The organism is Bacteroides ovatus (assembly GCF_001314995.1).
Lineage (GTDB): Bacteria > Bacteroidota > Bacteroidia > Bacteroidales > Bacteroidaceae > Bacteroides > Bacteroides ovatus.
Genome location: NZ_CP012938.1, coordinates 5,779,178 through 5,796,653, shown reverse-complemented (window position 1 = coordinate 5,796,653; position 17,476 = coordinate 5,779,178). Strand labels below are relative to the sequence as shown.

Here is a 17,476-nt window from a genome sequence, read left to right as displayed (position 1 = left end):
TTCTTTTATTCTTCTATTACAGGTTCAAATAAGATATAATCCAGATAAATACGATATTTAGAGTTGGAACTAGCGCTAGCTCCCGGATCTTTCAATACTATTTTTAAAGTATATGATTGAGTATCTGTAAACTCTATTTCATTATTTATGACGCTTTTATAGAGTCCTAATTTAGGAGCTGAACCTTCTAATTCTGTATAAGGCTTATATTCAGTTTGCTCGTTCAACAAAACTTCTTCTGTTCCGCTTATCAGCTTGAAATCCATTTGTCCGCCATTGCTATTACTTTGTTGCTTAATGAATAGTTGCGATGTAGCATATCCAAACTGCAGAGTCACTTTATATTTACCTTTGATAATGGAAGGAGTTTGCATGGAAACCCATCCAGTGTTACCAATATTCAGCATTAGAAGATCACCATTATTTGCTGTTTTCCAATCATTTTTTGAACTTATCTGGAAATAAGTAACATTATAATAACTGTCATACGCTCCTGCCGGATTTACTAATTCATATTGATAACAGTTTAATTCTGTCACCGAACACTTTTTCTCTTCATCTCCTACTGCCTGAAATTTGATACCTTCTTCTCCATGACCAGCTGCAATCCATTCACCGATGAGGGAGTAATTACACAAGTCGAACAAAACAGTTTCCGGTTCAGCTTCGGCGATGGGCAACCATGTGCTGACTTGATGAATGTATCCGTTCTTTGCCTGCAAGTCACTGTAATCTTCGAGGAACGTGGCACGATGTTCCTCATCTGCATAGTTGAGATAGAAAATATCATTCTTGTTGCTTACCTTGACGATATTTCCGGTACTTGAAGTATCCCAAATTTTAGAAGTTACGTCTGCTGTATCAAAACTCCTCATTTTCTTCAGATCATAGCTTCCCGGCAAAATATGATAGGCAACGTACTGATAAAGAGCATTATCCGGATTAGTATAGTCAGAACCTGCTTCCAATTTCCGTACTAAATCTTGCAAACTACTGATACCGTTTTCACTAAAAACTGCATCCGTTACGGCAAGGAAGGTATAGTTTCGCTTTTGCTGAGTAGTACCTCCCGACTGATTTTCTATGGTGTCGTAGATGGTATTGATTTCCTTTCCCCATCCGGTAGCATCCAATGCACCTTTCAGGATGGTGTAGTCTCCATTTTCAGCGATACGTTGATACACACTCTCGGTCAACGGAGTCAACGTGTTTTCAAGCACATAAACGTAGCCGTTTGATACCAAATTGGCAAACTCTATGACATGGGCTTCCTTATTCAGATAGACTGATTGCAAACCACCGCCGCCATTTTCAGCACTGCCGAAAGACACCGAAAGGAAGTCATCGGAAACCGTTTTTTTACTTAACGTGCCTTCTTGCTCGATAAATTTTTCCTGACTGATTGTATCTTGAACAATATGAAAAGAAACTAGGTTACGAGCATATTCCACTCCCAATTCTTCAATAGAAGTAATCCCCTTCTTCGTATAGAATGCTTTCACCGCCTCGTTCGTGGGGACAAAAAGGGTGAAATATTGAGTCGCTTGATTGACGGCATTGTATAGGTCAGCGTATTTCATAATGGAAATCCATTCTGAAAATTCACCGGAACGGCTGGACAAGTAAGTAGCAGCCGGCTGTATATCATAAACAGAGAACGTGTCTCCTTCATACGGATCATTGCAGGCCGTGCATAAGATAATGAGCAGCATCCAATAAATCCTTCCTATCTTTTTCATTTTATTCATGGTTTGATTATTTATCATAATAAGGGTTCTGTTCCAATAATCGGTTGGTGTTCACATCACTTTCGGGAAGAGGCAGATACCAGGCATCGCTGTTATTCAAAGCGGAATTTAGCCATTTAGGCTCTGCGGTGCTGTTGTTCTGCATCACGAGTTCCTTAAATTCAGCCTTATACTTAAAATTTTGCTGCTTTCCCAGACGAAGCAGATCATACCATCGTTTTCCTTCTGCGGCAAACTCCATGTCCCGTTCGTTCAGCAATAGTTGCAACAAATCCAGTTCACTAATTTCTTCCATAGCCACGGTCAAGGGAACTAAGTTGGAACGTTTGCGAATCTGGTTCATTATCTCTACGGCTTCCGTCCAATTCTCGCTACCGCCTTTCCGAATCAATGCTTCGGCTTTCATCAACATGACATCTGCCATCCGGTAAATGATATAATTGGCATCCATCTGATTTCCACCACGGATAGCTATCAGACTATTTGTACCCATCCCTGAGTATTTCCAAATAATGGCATTATCGGGATAATCGTCATAATAGCTGGGTGTATGAAGATTTTCGCGTGGTGCACATGAACCGAAATAAGTACGGACAGCCTCTTTCAGACTCTCCTCATACAAACGCAATGTCATCGCTTCAGAATACATATAAGTTTTATTGGTACTGGAAGTACTGTATGGCATAATACTAGTCGGACAATTGTTTGTCTGGTAATAAGTAGCGCCATCGAACTGCAATTCAAAAATGGACTCATTGCTATTGCCCGGATAAAAAATTTGGAACCATTGGCTGGGGACAGACATGAAAACCGGACGCCTACCGGAGGTAGCATTAATTAGATAGTCAGCGTAAGTGACGCATTCGTCATAATCTTCCGCCCATAAGCAGGTTTCCGCCATCAACGCATACAAAGCCCATTTGGTGGAACGTCCTTTAGTTGCCCATGAATCTTCAAAAAATTCCTTGGCTGCATTGGTATCCAGAGCTGTACGCATATCGCTCTTTATTTGTTCCAAGATTTCCTGTTCAGATGATTTGGCCACATTGGTCGGCATCTCATCATCCACGTAAGGTTCGGTGATCAAAGGTACTTCTCCATAATTACGTACCAGATACAGATACATCAATCCACGAATAAAATAGGCTTCCGTACAGTGTGAATTCATCTGGGATTCATGGTAACTTTCGTCTTTCTCCATCACACCCGGCGCATATTTCAATACAGCATTCGCCATGCCAATGGCTTGGTAGAATGTACCCCATGCCACTCTTGAATTGTTAGGAAGTACTTGAAAATTCTGGACTCTACCATTCTCGGTAGCTCTGGAAGGAACAATTACCGATCCGCCCCGCAACTCTCCCCAGTCAATCATATATGGAATACAATTGCGCATACAACTGTATCCTTGCGCAAGGATGGATTCCACGTCTTCAGCAGATTGCCAGTACATATCCGTGCTCTGCTTGTCTTTAGGCAGTACATCAAGCCAGTCACTGCAACCGCTCGTCAACAAGCCTCCTGTCAGTAATAGTATAACAAATATTTTTTTCATGTTCGTAGCGTTTTTAAAAACTTAGATTAAAACCACAAGTGAGCTGGATGGAGGTCGGCGTTACCGCTTCATCCTTTGCCAATGTTCTTTCCGTCTTCACTTCCGGATCCTGTCCTGTATATTTAGTAAAAGTGAAGAGGTTACGGCCGGTCACATAGAAATCAATATTATTGACTCCCCAAGCTCTGCATACTTTTTTAGGCAGACGGTAACTCAATGATAAAGTTTGCAAACGAAGATAAGAAGCATCTTCCACAAAACGGTCGGAACCTAAAGTGTTGTAACCTTCCCCATAAAGCGCGCGCGGGATTTCGGTCATATCACCTTCGTTGCGCCAACGTCTGAGCACAGCGGTACTTTGGTTGTTGATTCCGTACATAGATTCGTTGTTCAAACGAGTCATGTTAATGACTTTCTGTCCGTAACGGCCATAGAAGTTGGCAACCAGTTTGAATTGCTTGTAAGTAATGTTAAAACCGCATCCTCCGGTAAATCTCGGCTGTGAGTTGCCCAAATAGACAATATCATACTGATTGATGACACCATCATGGTTGATGTCTTCATATATGGCATCACCCGGAGCTACAGTATAATGACCGTTCATCATTACAATAGGATTACCTTTAACGTCTTTCATAATGTTGCCCTCTGCATCACGTGCATGAGTTGCTTCCGCATTCTGGTAAACACCTTTGTAGCGATAACCGTAAAAAGAGCCTAAAGGACGATCGACTTCATAACGAAAAGCATAGTTCCCGTTACCGAATGTGTAGTTTTCTTCCGTATAGTTTACCGGAATTTCTGTAATCTTATTGGTATTTTGGTTGATGTTGAAATTGAATCCCAACTGAAAGTCCTTACGTTTAAGAGCGATTATGTTTGCACGGAACTCCCAACCTTTATTAGTCATCTTTCCTGAGTTATAGTAAGCCATCCTATATCCACTACCGTAACCAATGCTGGTAGGCGTGCTCATTTTTGGTTGCAACATATCTCTTGTATACTTCTGATACACATCCACTGTTAGACTTACTCTGTTCTTGAAAAGAGAAATATCCACTCCTGTATTATATTCGGTAGTCGTTTCCCATTTCAACCTGTTGAGCTGCATGCTACTGGGTTTGATGGAGTTCATATTCATATAGTTGTCACCGGATGCATAAGAACCCAGATAGATGGAAGTACCTTCGGCGCCATTACCTTTTTCACCGACACTGAAACGGAGTTTGAATTCATCCAACCACTCGTCTGTGTTATTCATGAACGGTTCGTCAGCCAAATGCCAAGCAAAACCTGCCGCAGGGAAAATCCCCAAACGTTCGGACTTACCCATTGCCGAGTTACTCTCTACTCCAATGGTTCCGTTGAATACATAACGGTTGAGCAGCGTATAGTTAACAACGCCAATGCCATTGATATTACGCACCTTAGAATCACCGGAACTTACTTTTTGCACCGTGCTTCCGATAGTAGGGTCGGACAGGCTGGAAGATGCATTACCGGAAGTTTGACTGCCATAACTGGAGTTAGTCGTTTCATTCGTACGGAACAACAAGTTGGCAACCAATGAATGTTTGTCTTTCCAACTGTTGCGATACATCAACTGGTTTTCCGTAGCAATGGTCAGCTGGTCGGAAGAGGTATCTGTACTACGGTTGGCAAAACTGTCTGTCCAAGGAAGGCCGGTAGCAACCTGAGGCAAGAACATACGGCCTTTGGTATTACGGATATTCAAGTTCGCATAGGCTTTATAAGTCAACCCTTTCAATATCTGATATTCGATACGGAAAGTCATCTTGCTCTCCCGTTGGATCGTTTTCTTGACGCTCTCGTTTGCCATCGCTACCGGATTGTAATATTTGCTACCATTACCGTCCTCCTTGAATGCCGGATCCAAGTTGCTATATTCACTGTGATTGAAATACTGTGAAGTAAGTTCTCCGGTCGTGTCGTCAACGTAATAAGGCGATTTGTTTGGAGCTTTGCGGAAAGCTTCCGAGCGCACGTTGTAATAGTTTTCATCTCTTTTTGATTGAGAGTAGTTGAACTGTGCCCCGAAATTCAATCTTCTTGAGAACTTATAGTTGATACTCAAAGAAGAATTCAAACGGCTGAATCCGGTTCCGATCGTCGTACCGCCTTCATTGAGGTAGCCTAGAGAAAAACGATAAGTGGCTTTTTCACCACCCCCGCTCATGGAGAAGTTATTATCCCATGTCTGTGTATTCTTGCGTACCGCAGCCAACCAATCGGTATCTTGGTTGTATTCGTCAAAATAAGTCCAGTCCGGTTGATAACCGATCTCCGGAGAGTTATAAAGCATATTCAGATAATTTAGCGAATTACTAAGACCTATATAGTTGGCACTGTTCCACAGAGCTTCGGAAATCATGGCTGAATATTGGTTACCGTCCAGCATCGGAATGCTCTTCGGTTCAAACTTGGCAGAGAATTTGGAAGAGAACGTGAAACGGGTCTTTCCTGTTACTCCTTGCTTGGTTTTGATCATCAATACACCGTTACCGCCTTTAGTACCCCAGATGGCAGTAGCAGCAGCATCTTTCAAAACTTCAATGGATTCGATGTCCTGTGGAGATATGTTAAGTAATGCTCCCAAATCATCATTACTGATCGTAGAGAAGTCGGTATCGTCACTAATATTAGCCGGATAGGGCACACCATCGATTACAATCAACGGGTCGGCATTGGCATTCAGCGTACTTGCACCACGAATCTGAATATTAGCACGTGCACCCGGGTCGCCACCGCCCAACACAACATCCACACCACCCAACTGCCCTTGCAAGGCATCTTCGATGGTCGTAATCGGAGCTATGTCTACCAAGTCGCTCATCTGTACTTTCTGGGTAGCGGAAGTCTGTTCTCTGGCGGTAATACCCAATTCATTGCGTTCGATACGTTTTCCTTCAATGACTACTTGGTCAATAGTTCTCGTATCCTCCTGCAAGGTGACGTTCAACTTTTCTTGTCCCGTATACTTGATTCTCTTCGTTTTCATTCCAATATAAGAGAATACGATTGTCAGGTTTTTCTCCCCGGCAGGAATCTTCAGATTATAGATACCATCTACATTGGAAACGGTTCCACCCAAAGAACGGTTCTGGGAGTTCATGACGTTTATGTTGACTCCCATCAAAGGATCCGCTGTCGATCCGAACATTTCCGATACTTTACCGGACAAGACTTTGACTTGCCCGAAAGCCTCTCCGGTAGTGACAACGAATACTAATGCTACTAGTATGTATTTTAATAATTTCATAACTTATGTTTTTCATTTTAAAAAGACGCCATCAATCAAGTGAAAACAACCGTCTCCAAAAGCAAACGGGAAATTGGAATAAGTTGAAACCACTTGGCACTTGCCGTGTCCCTGCAATTCGAGGTTCAGAGTGCTTCCATTATCCGTATAAATGAGGTTGGGAGCTACGCTACTTTCAGTCTTGTATGTTCCGCTTTTGAAACTGGAACCGGGATAAGGATAGGCCGCGATGGTGTTTTTGGCACCGGTGATAAAATAGGAATTCAAATAATCCTTCAACGTCGCTGTGTCGAACTCTCCGGTCAGCTTGCCGTCTTCATCGAAAGAGGCATTGGTAGCGCCCGGAATCTTTCCTTCTGACAATGCTGTCTGTATGGCTTCATTCGTCGGAATAAATGCGACAAAGCGTCCTTTGCCAAAGATATTCATCATAGTCTCACCGACAGTAATACCCGCCTCCTTGAGCAATTGGGCAAAGTTGTAATAAACATAGCGCTTGTCGGCACAAATAGCGATGGAACGAGACAAGTCACCATTTTCCGCGCTAAAGAGCTGTTCATTGTCAAACCAATAAGAAGTACCGTTAGAGCCTTCACCAACTTTCGTGAACGAAGAGAATACCGTTCCTTGGAATTCTGGATTCAGTTGCATATTGAAACGGGCGTTACTAGTGATTTTCCCGTCTTTGACAAACCAGAAGTTCCAACTTGTCTGGGTAGTAATGACCCTTATCCCATTGTCCGGCAAAGAAGCCGATTGCGTTTCCGGGATATTCGCCGAATGAATATTCACAATACCTTGTTTGGAAGAATTGCTCAATTCCACCCATCCATCTTCCGTGTTCTGTTCCAACGTTGATGTGCTATAAGAGGTTCTAATCTCTGAACCTTCAAATTGCGCTGCTTTCGGAATCAACATAATGTATTTTGCATTGTTTGAAACGAAAGATGGTTGAAGAGAGGTTCCGTTCATTGCATAAAGGAACGAACGTGCTTCTTTATTTTGGAACATGGTGCCAAGTACGGAAGCAAAAGTAGTCGGTGTGCTGATTTTGTTCATACCATATAATACTCCGTTGACACACATAATTTTATCGTTCAGCGTATTCGGATTGACATTGATTTCGGAACCTTCCACAGACACGATTTTATCCTCACTTTTCGTACTACTGATACTCTTTTCTATGTCACCGGGAAATACTGCTAATCCGGCATCAATGAACTGACGCAGGAATGAATTCATAGCCAGTTTATCAACTTCGCCCAAGGAAGTATATCCTCCTTTTGCCCAGAATTCCTCAAAGAAGCTGTCGATTGCAGTATTGGACGGCGCAAAGATGGTATAACCCATAGCTGTCAAAGAGGTGAAAGCGAGTGAGGAGCTAACCGGCCATTCGCAAGCAATGTTAGGCAGACCATTGTGTTGATATTGGTATAAAGTGTCCACACCGTATGCTGCAGCATATGATTTGGTCAGGTTGTCATCGGCAACATATTCTCCAAAAGACTCGTATAGATTGAAAAATGTAGAATATTCGTCCCGTTTTTTCATCTCGGTATAGATAGTTTCCAAAGGTTCAAGCACACGGTCAATGGCATGAATGTAACCGTTGTTGGCTATAATGCCATACTCTTTGACAGATGCATTGGAAACATTGAATCCATTGTCTCCTGTCCAAGTGGAATTGGGGTAGAAAGCTTCGTAATTGCTTTTGGCATCCAGCTTTCTTGACTGAAAAAAGCGGTAAGAAAATACCGGAAGATAACGTTCAAGATGATACACCATAACGGAAGAACCATCGGATCTGTTTTCTAATTCCGGAGTGTCCGAACTTCTGGTGCGGTGCTTGTAGAATAATCCAGCATCAACATTTTTTTCTTCTTCCGTTTCTGTACTTCCCACAGGACGGAAATTAACTAGATTCTCTTTGGTGTAAGAGTAATAAAGTACATGATAACCAATGAGCTTTTTGACTTCGTTAATGGGCACGACTTCAATATTGGCATATCCTTTTTCGTTCAGATAAGCCTGAAAGGCTGTGTCATCAGGAGCCATGATAGTCAGAATACTTTTGCCTTCCAGCATTTGTTTGTAACCGGAAATCTCCAGTCCCCGTAGGAAGATAGAATAGTTACCGTGTTCACCGGAACTTAACACCTCCCATGCGTTGTCTGCCACCCAATCGGGCACTTCATAGTGCTCGTCCATCTTATCCTCACACGAAAGCAAGATCAATGGAAGGCATAGCAGCCACAACATCTTTTGTAAAAATGTAGCGTTTTTCATTGTTTGATAAATTATTAGATAAGTTACTATTCTCCGTATGCTTCTTGCCATGCTTTCTCATATTCATTTGGGAATTCAAGCGAAAGAGCATAGTTTTCAATATTAGTATATCCGTTTGCTGCAGTTCTTACAGCATCATTCGGATCATTTTTATTTAAGCCCCATTTATCTTCAAAATCATCGGGCATACCGTCACTGTCCGTATCTACTCTAGGAGTGCCAATATTGATGCTTTGCCAAGTCTTGGCAAGAGGGTATTGGCGTTCTAGGTTTTGGTTACGGAAAATCGTTCCTTTAATCCCTAATGTGGTTAGTTCATCAATCATGAATTGATCTACCAAATCACGATTGGGTAAAACCGGACCAACATTTTTAACAACCCAGTGATAGGCTTCTGTAGCACTAACTTTTATGGTGATTTCCGGATGCTGGCTGTCTGGTTTACTCAAAAAGACAGGAGTGGCACTGCAATAAGTTTGCCAATTGCCTTGCGTGATTTCAAATCCATTTAATGTGCCATCTTTATTATCATCGTAATAGTTGCCTACACAATAGGTATCGAAATCGCCATCACCGGTACCACCAATGAAAGGTTTAGTCGGATTTACTTGTTGATAAGTATCTGCCAAATAATTGTTATTGTCACTACTTATTCCATTATAATGATATTTCGTTTCATCATCGAACATACTCTTATCTGTAGTTGCTATAGGATATGACGTATTCACCCATGTATAAGCTGGTCCTTTGATAAAATAATTATTTTCAATGACTGTGTTGGAGTGCCCAGAAGATTCGCCACCCATATTATAAGCTGCTCCATTTCCCCAATTGTAGAGAACATTATTAACAAATTGATTCAGTCCTTTTACTTTAAAATTACGAGTCTTATTATCAATAAATAGATTTCGGTAAACAGTAATTCCTTCTTCGTCACTCGTTTGAACTAATCCTCCACAAGAGTGATTCTGACATCCTTGCCCTAGTATTGAATTTTGTAATGTAATGTTATAAAGTCCCTCTGGCTGTTTGTCATTGTTAAGTGAAAAACATTCATCTGTCCCCCATGTAAAAGAACAATGGTCATAAATTTGGTCGTGACCGTAAGCCGCTCCTCCCGCATCTATATTGTCACTGCCACTAACCTGCCGACCGGCACGCATACGCATATAGCGTACAATCAGGTTATCTGCATTGGTAGAAGAAGTCCTACCATTATAAAGTTCAATACCATCACCTGGAGCTGTTTGGAACAGAACCGTTTGGTTGTCCTTAAATACGAGCACTTCTTTGTTTAAATCAATCACACCCGATACGTTAAATACTATAATTCTGTTTGACTGGCTGACGGCATCTCTTAGTGACCCTGTACCGCTATTATTCAGATTGGTTACAACATAAACAGATTTAGTGTTACTTCCACGGGCACCATCAGCGTTTCTTCCATATCCCACTGCACCAGGAAATGCTGGTGCATTATTACTGGTAAAGGAAGGAAATGCCGGACCTGTAATGCCTTCATTATTACCTTCTTCATCATCCTCCACAAAAGTAATAGGGGGATTAATAGCAGGGTCTACATCTTCTTCATCTACCGGTTCTTTATCAACACAAGCCGCTAGCGATGAAAGCGAAAATAAGAAGAAATAGAAAATGCTTGTAAAGCATTTCATGGCAATAGATATGCCTTTCCTCTGAAAAGATACAGTGTTTTTCATTCTTATAAAATTATAATTAAAAATACTTATTTGATTAATAAATAAAATCAAATTTAAAAAGTGTACATCCTTTAAGGAGTGCCCTTAATAATATTCTTAGGAATAGAAATATCCACAAATACCCTTACAAAAGTGTTGCAATATATAGCAAATATTTTCATCCCAGAATCTTGTTATTTATTCAACTCAATACATCCCATAATGAAAGGTCCTGTTGCTTTAGCATCATTATCTCTCATCTTCTCTCCTATATAATACTCGAAACTGCCGTCACGGTAAGGCTTACCACCTAACCCACCCACTTGGCAACATCTTGTCAATGTCAATGTTCCGTCCGGATTTGAGATTAGCAGTTTATTGCACAGACCTTTAAAGGCTTTTTCTGCAATGGCACGATATCTACTATCAATATATCCTTTATTTACAGCTTTCATATAGGCATACATACATTGTGTCGTAACAGAAGCTTCCGGAAAATTACCGGTACGTGAAGGTTGGTCAATTACCTGATACCACAAGCCATTTTTATCTTGGTATTTTGAAAGGGTTTCTGCTAATTCTTTCGTCCATTTAATCATATCAGCATAACCTGAATGATCTTGGGGAATATATTCCAAAGCATCTACCATAGCCATAAACCACCAACCTATACTACGTCCCCAGAAATTAGGAGAATGACCAGTCTCCGGATCAGCCCATCGCTGGCTCCGGTCTTCATTCCATGCATGATAGTAAAGTCCGGTCTTGGCGTCATAAGTATGTTGATGGCATAGAGTGAATTGTTTAACAGCCTCATCAATCCATTCCGGACAATTAAATTCAGCTCCATATCGAGCCATAAAAGGAGAAGCCATATACAATCCATCCAACCACATCTGATTAGGGTATATTTTCTTATGCCAGAAACCTCCATCTGTTGTACGAGGTTGCTTTTTTAGCTGATCTATCAAATTCTCGATAGCCAATTTATATTTCTCCTTTTTGGTTTCCTTGTACAAATCAAACAGAACTTTTCCGGAATTTATATAATCCAGATTATAGGTTTCTTTCTTATATAAATGAATCTCTCCTTTGTCGTCTACCAAAGAATCAGCCCATGCCTCTACATAATCAAAGTACCTACGGTCTCCTGTTTTCTTCCAAACTTGTAACATCGCACAACAACCTACTCCTTGCGCATAACCAAAATACAGGCGTTTTCCATGATCCAGTTGCCACGCTTCCGGGAAACGACGAATTTCCGAATCGGCAAACAGACGATAATAAGTGTCGGGAGCAAAAGTATCCGTACGGAAAGGAACTGCCGGAAGTCCGGCTTTATTAAACAGATTCACTCTAAAGAAAGTCCCATAACCGTAGCGTACAGCTACAGGTGCAGAGACATAAGTTGAAGAAAGTGTTATCGAACTTCCATCAATCACAGCATCAGCCGGATAAAACCGCGCATCATTGCCGGCAATAAAAAATCCTTTTACCGGTTCATTGCCGGGTGTCTGCAGGCCACCTTCCGCAAATTCAAAATCTAATGTAATTTCTCTCCCATTCACTTTCATTGATTTGTAGAGAGGTCCTGAATAAACAATCTTTTTACCATATTGCTTTGCTAATGCCCAAGCTGCCAGCCGTTCGCCCGGTGCAACTTTATTTCGTGGATGTATGTCGGTAGAATCGGCTGCATCCGTCACTACTGCCATACCAATGTTTTCAAGTCCACTTAACCATGTTTTTAATTGTGCTTCACGAATACCTGCCGGTTGTTTGTAATGTGGTGCAATCTGTACAAAATAGAAAGGCATATCCGGCTGATTCCATTCTTTCCGCCAACTATTTATCAAGTTAGTAAATACTTCCTGATATTTCTCATAGCGAACAGAGTTGGATTCTCCCTGATACCAGATATTTCCTTTCACTGTATACCCTACTATAGGAGCAATCATACCATTCCACAAAGTAGCCGGAACCTTACACTTATCTTTTTCCCTACTCACCTTTTCCTTCGAATATTGTTTTAAGACATCAGCATACAGCGGATTGTTTTCCATCACTTTCATACTTGTCCAGGATTCAGCATGTGTTCCTCCCCAAGTAGACTGAATCAATCCAACCGGTGTACTCAATTCTTTATACAATTTACGTCCAAAGACAAATCCTACAGCAGAAAAGTCCTTCAGATTCTCCGGATTACAAACCACCCACTTTCCAACGCAATCTTCTTTTTCACCATCAGGTGCCAGTTGATGCTCTACATGAAACAGGCGGATTTCCGGAAAATCAGCATCTTTCATTTCTTCCGCTTCATTCAACATTCCTGTTTTCCATTTCACTTGCGGATTACGGGCTACGGGAAATTCCATATTTGACTGTCCCGTACAAAGCCAAACTTCACCTATTAATATATTATTGATCCGGATCTTATTATCACCTTTCAACATTACAGATTGTCCGGAAGTAGCAGCCGGTGTTTGTATCATCAGTTCCCAATGACCGTTTGCTAAAGCAGTCACCTTGTATTTCTTATGATCCCATGAAGTCTTTACCAAAATCTTTTCTCCGGGACGTGCTTTTCCCCAAAAACGTACTTTCGCATTTTGCTGAAGTACCATATTATCTGATAATATAGAAGGAAGTTGTATATCTGCATGAATACCTATTGGAAAGAAACAGACCAATAACCACAGACAAAAAATAATTCTACAGAATTTCATTGTATTTTATAGTTTTAGATTCAATATTTTACTGAATAAGCACATGTCAAAGATACCGCATTACATGGTAGAGTTAAAGAAAAGGAATATGGAGAATTCGACTTTCTTATGTAAATTCATGTGCGTACAGCCCATCACACGCCTATTTTGTACGATTTTACAGGCTATGTACGATTTTCCAGTCTTTCTACCATTCTTTTTTAATTCACTTTATTTATCTCAACCTTTCTCATAACCAATGCATCAATAATATTTTCATCTATCTTCACATCTTTTTTAGCCGTAATAGTCAAATTGTCAAAACAGAAATTGGATAATTTATATTGTTTTGATTTCTCTACAGCAAAAAAGGAATCACAATCCAGATGAATATTACGCATTGTAATATAGCTGGAATACGAGACTGGCATATCCTTGCGATCTTTCAAATCATAAAACTGTGTCCAAGGAGCAATAAAGATACAATTGCGGACATTTCCTTTTATGTCTTCAACGAGGATGTACTTATATTGTTGGGGAGTATCCGGACGCATTTTCAACCACAACAGGCGTTTAGCCTGATCCAGATTACAGCGTCGAAGAATTATATTATGATTATATATCGATTCGCTACCGCAAGTCAGCACTCCGTGACAGAATCCGAAAGTACAGTCTTCAATGATAATATCACAATTGCCACCATTATCGGGATCTTGATCAGCCCATGGTCCTTTGCCACCTTTTAATGCAATTGCGTCATCATTAACCGACATATAGCATCCCTTGACAAGTACATTTTTACACGCATCAATATCGATTGCATCCGTACTTGGAGCCTTTATGGGAAAAGAAGGTGAAAAGATATGCAAATTCAAAAGTTTTACGCTATCACATTTATAAATGTGAGTTGTCCAAAACGGAGAATTAACAAGTCGCACATCTGAAACTTGTACATTATTGCTATGAGATATATGAAGTAGACGAGGACGCAATTCATCCATATTAGTACATTTAGGAATAACACGCCGCCGCAACCAAAATGACTTCCAATATCGTTCACCGTTTCCATCAACTTTTCCGTTTCCGGAAAGGGTGAAACCATCTACCTTATCAACATTAATCAAAGCTGAAAAGTACTTTAGGTTCTGTCCCTCCATCCGTGTTTCTATTACAGGAAAGTTGCTAATATCGTCACTACCTTTTAATATAGCTTTCTCTTCCAAATGCAAGTGTGTTCCCGGTTTAAAGAAAAGCGCACCACTAAGATAAGTACCTTCAGGTATAACAATGACTCCGCCTCCATTATCAGACGCCAAATCTATAACAGCCTGAATTTGCTCTGTCTGTAACAGTGTACTATCATTCACTACTCCATAGTCGGTAATCAAGAAATTCTTTCCTAATCCATTTATATCAGTTTTTTCATTTTTGTAAAACCAATCCGGTATAATTTTACCATCGGGAAATTTTTCCTGACTAAACAGTTGCAGACTACAACATGTCGCTACTATTAAAAATGCTGACTTTATCATTTTCTATATCTCGTTACTTTTTTTGCAAAAGTACCGCATGTTTCCATTTGCCCCAAAGCAAAGGATATGGAGATATTGATTTTCTTATGGAGTTCTATGCAAAAGATTCAAATACTACTTATCTATATACAATATTCCATATTCAGACTTATTTTTGTACATATATCGAATTAAAATAAAACGCTCTCTACAGTATCAAAAAAGCGCATCCTCTTTATAAAAGAAGACACGCTACGAATAGAGTTAAGTTTTTCTTATATCATTTATTCCGGGATGAACAATCCGGTAGACTATTATTTTGTAAACACAATCTCTCCTTTACGTCCGCCACCACGAAGAAAGATTTCATAAGTACTATTACCTGATTCTTTTATTTCCAACAGATCCAAATCCGTATTTTTTGTTTGTTCCCCGCGTATAACCGTTTTTAATACCCCTCCTGTTTTCCGCCCAGTTGAAAGTCCTCCTTTCCAAGTGAGTATATATTGTTTTCCTTCTGTTAGATTGGTTATTGCTACTTTTTCTGTAGCCAAAGTCATGCACCAGTTATTGGGCTGTTCAAGTTCGATCGCAATATCCCAGGTGAAATGAGGAGTTCCGGTTATACCAGTTTCTTCCGTAATAGTATCTTCCTTGCTACATGATGCGATAAGAACACAAAGTAGCAGGAAAAGCATTGCTTTCCTAAATATATCCAATGGTCTGTTTATTATCGTTTCTCTATTCATATTCTCTTTATTTTATGAATCGGTTTCATAATTCTATATTTCTGCGTCACCTGATCTGTTTCAATTTAGTTACGCCACCATTATCTGTCGTCGCTTTCAAATCAATTTCTCCCTTATAGGCCGATAAATCCACTTGTCTATCAGAGAAAGAAACTGCCTTACCATTAATATAGAAGTACACAAATGCTTCTGCGCCATGACCTACTATCTTTGCCACATCTCCCTCAACAAGTATTGCCGCATCTTCCAGCCAATCATAGCTAGTATCTTCACTGCCCCCGGCAAGAAAACAACCCATTCCGGCATTATATAATTTACTATTCGTCTTCAGCCGCAAAAATTCTACATAAGGAAGACTTCCGTCTGACTTACGAGGTAAGGCAAGCTGGGAAGCATCCAAACTAACAAAATCATCATCCGTCACAGCCATATCTACCGGAAGAAAAGAGTTGTTTGCTATTTCACATTCCGCTTGATTAACGTCTATGATATGTTTTCCCGAAGACTTTGGTGTATGCGACAAGTTATTCTTTATAATATGACCATATCCCGGCACGTCAACCGCTTCCGATGCAGTCTTCCTGTTCAACATACAGAAATTGGACGGGTTCTGATAACCCGTATTATTATACCACGCTATCCCTCCTAAATGATGATTGGCATAAAACCCCTTATTCTTATTCATATAAGCAAGGCAGTACTGAACAATGTGCATAGGAATCACACTTGGTGCTTTAGGATTATCACTCATCCCATATCCTCCGGACTTAAATCCGGTGCCATCACCAGCTTTACCACCGTCTTTCGTATATCCATTCAAGAAAGACCAACAGTTATCAATGGTAAAAACCGCCTGGCAGTTAATCAAATCAAAACCATCATCACTGTTATACCACGCACGACACCCCCGGAATACATTGCCTGTATATTGGGGAGAAGTGAGATGTCCACCGAATCCGTCGACGTTTCCACCTTTACCGCCATCGGATACAGGATCATAATTATTATAGGCATCGCAATTCAGCACCAGATTGTTCTTACCCGTCACTATATAGAAACCGATCGCCATACCGTCATGCATCGACAGATGTTCGTAGATATTATCACTTCCCCCTTCATTGCGGAAACATTCGGACTGGGTATGTCCCACAATAGTTACTTGTGTTCCCACCACCTCTATATTTCTGAAATGCAAATAAGAGCCACTTACATAAAACACAATAACACGTTCATTTTCCGGCTTTACCGCCGAAAGGTCAAAAACCGGACGCTCATTTTTATAACCGGAGTAACAAATTCGTTTGTCCGGTCCAGTTCCACTCTTTGACATTTTAAATACCCGGCTCCAAGTAGTACTTCCCGCAGTATAATGTTCCATTATCTCTGCTTCCGTCACTCGATATGTACCTTGCCGGATATATACAGTATCTCCTGCCATCACTTTTGATTGTGCTTTGTCCAACGTGGCAAAAGGCTTATCAATCGTCCCACTGTTTGAATCGCTTCCATTAGTAGCCACAAAATAATTCGTAGCCGAAAGAGAAAAGAGGAAACATCCTATAAAAAAAAGAAGAAGGCTAATGCGTTTCATGGTATATCAAGTATTATGTAGCAGCAAAGCTACTGTTTTTTATACCATAGGAGCTGTAATATCGTACGCAAAGAATAGAGTTTTGTGACAACGACGTCTATATCATTTACTTTTCATAACATATCCAAGATAAAGCATAATTTATCTTGAACCAAAAAGAAAAAAGATGACTCTTCTTTCATAATCTTCGTCAACGTTCTTAATAAACTATTGAAGAGTTTATTATAAACGGTATCCAAGTTTATTATAAACGATGAATCTCCGAATTAAGGATATAACCGTGATTTTTCGCAACAAAAAAGGCTGCAAATCCCATAAAGATTCACAGCCTTTGGCTCATACAGAAACTCTCAC

9 protein-coding genes are annotated in these 17,476 nt (G+C 40.4%); all 9 read right to left on the bottom strand.

Translation table 11 applies throughout. The features are described 5' to 3' along the window. Window positions 1-5: 5 nt before the first annotated feature. The 9 genes from Bovatus_RS21770 to Bovatus_RS21725 all read right to left on the bottom strand — a co-directional run bounded on the left by Bovatus_RS21770 (window position 6) and on the right by Bovatus_RS21725 (window position 17,122). Entirely contained in the window at window positions 6-1,739 is a 1,734-nt protein-coding gene (locus tag Bovatus_RS21770) for a DUF5108 domain-containing protein (protein WP_032846044.1), read from the bottom strand. A gap of 16 nt (window positions 1,740-1,755) precedes the next feature. Further along, window positions 1,756-3,303: a RagB/SusD family nutrient uptake outer membrane protein gene (locus Bovatus_RS21765; RefSeq protein ID WP_004301622.1), complete on the bottom strand. Its 1,548-nt coding sequence runs from the start codon at window positions 3,301-3,303 to the stop codon at window positions 1,756-1,758. A gap of 13 nt (window positions 3,304-3,316) precedes the next feature. After that, window positions 3,317-6,583: a SusC/RagA family TonB-linked outer membrane protein gene (locus Bovatus_RS21760; RefSeq protein ID WP_004301619.1), complete on the bottom strand. Its 3,267-nt coding sequence runs from the start codon at window positions 6,581-6,583 to the stop codon at window positions 3,317-3,319. Between the two features lie 12 nt (window positions 6,584-6,595). Continuing rightward, entirely contained in the window at window positions 6,596-8,869 is a 2,274-nt protein-coding gene (locus Bovatus_RS21755; RefSeq protein ID WP_004301617.1) for a fasciclin domain-containing protein, read from the bottom strand. A gap of 26 nt (window positions 8,870-8,895) precedes the next feature. Further along, window positions 8,896-10,587: a pectate lyase family protein gene (locus Bovatus_RS21750; protein ID WP_004301615.1), complete on the bottom strand. Its 1,692-nt coding sequence runs from the start codon at window positions 10,585-10,587 to the stop codon at window positions 8,896-8,898. 173 nt (window positions 10,588-10,760) lie between these two features. After that, window positions 10,761-13,190 (bottom strand): glycoside hydrolase family 88 protein, encoded by a 2,430-nt coding sequence (locus tag Bovatus_RS21745; RefSeq protein WP_004301613.1) that lies wholly within the window; start codon window positions 13,188-13,190, stop codon window positions 10,761-10,763. A gap of 302 nt (window positions 13,191-13,492) precedes the next feature. Next, the gene (locus Bovatus_RS21740) at window positions 13,493-14,803 is read right to left on the bottom strand and encodes a rhamnogalacturonidase (protein WP_004301612.1); all 1,311 of its coding nucleotides are present in this window, start codon (window positions 14,801-14,803) and stop codon (window positions 13,493-13,495) included. Window positions 14,804-15,096: 293 nt separating this feature from the next. Beyond that, window positions 15,097-15,531 carry a hypothetical protein gene (locus tag Bovatus_RS21730; RefSeq protein WP_004301610.1) on the bottom strand — a complete coding sequence of 145 codons (435 nt, stop codon included), beginning with the start codon at window positions 15,529-15,531 and terminating at the stop codon, window positions 15,097-15,099. A gap of 46 nt (window positions 15,532-15,577) precedes the next feature. Continuing rightward, window positions 15,578-17,122, bottom strand: a complete 1,545-nt coding sequence (locus Bovatus_RS21725) for a right-handed parallel beta-helix repeat-containing protein (RefSeq protein ID WP_004301607.1) — start codon at window positions 17,120-17,122, stop codon at window positions 15,578-15,580. Between the last annotated feature and the right edge of the window lie 354 nt (window positions 17,123-17,476).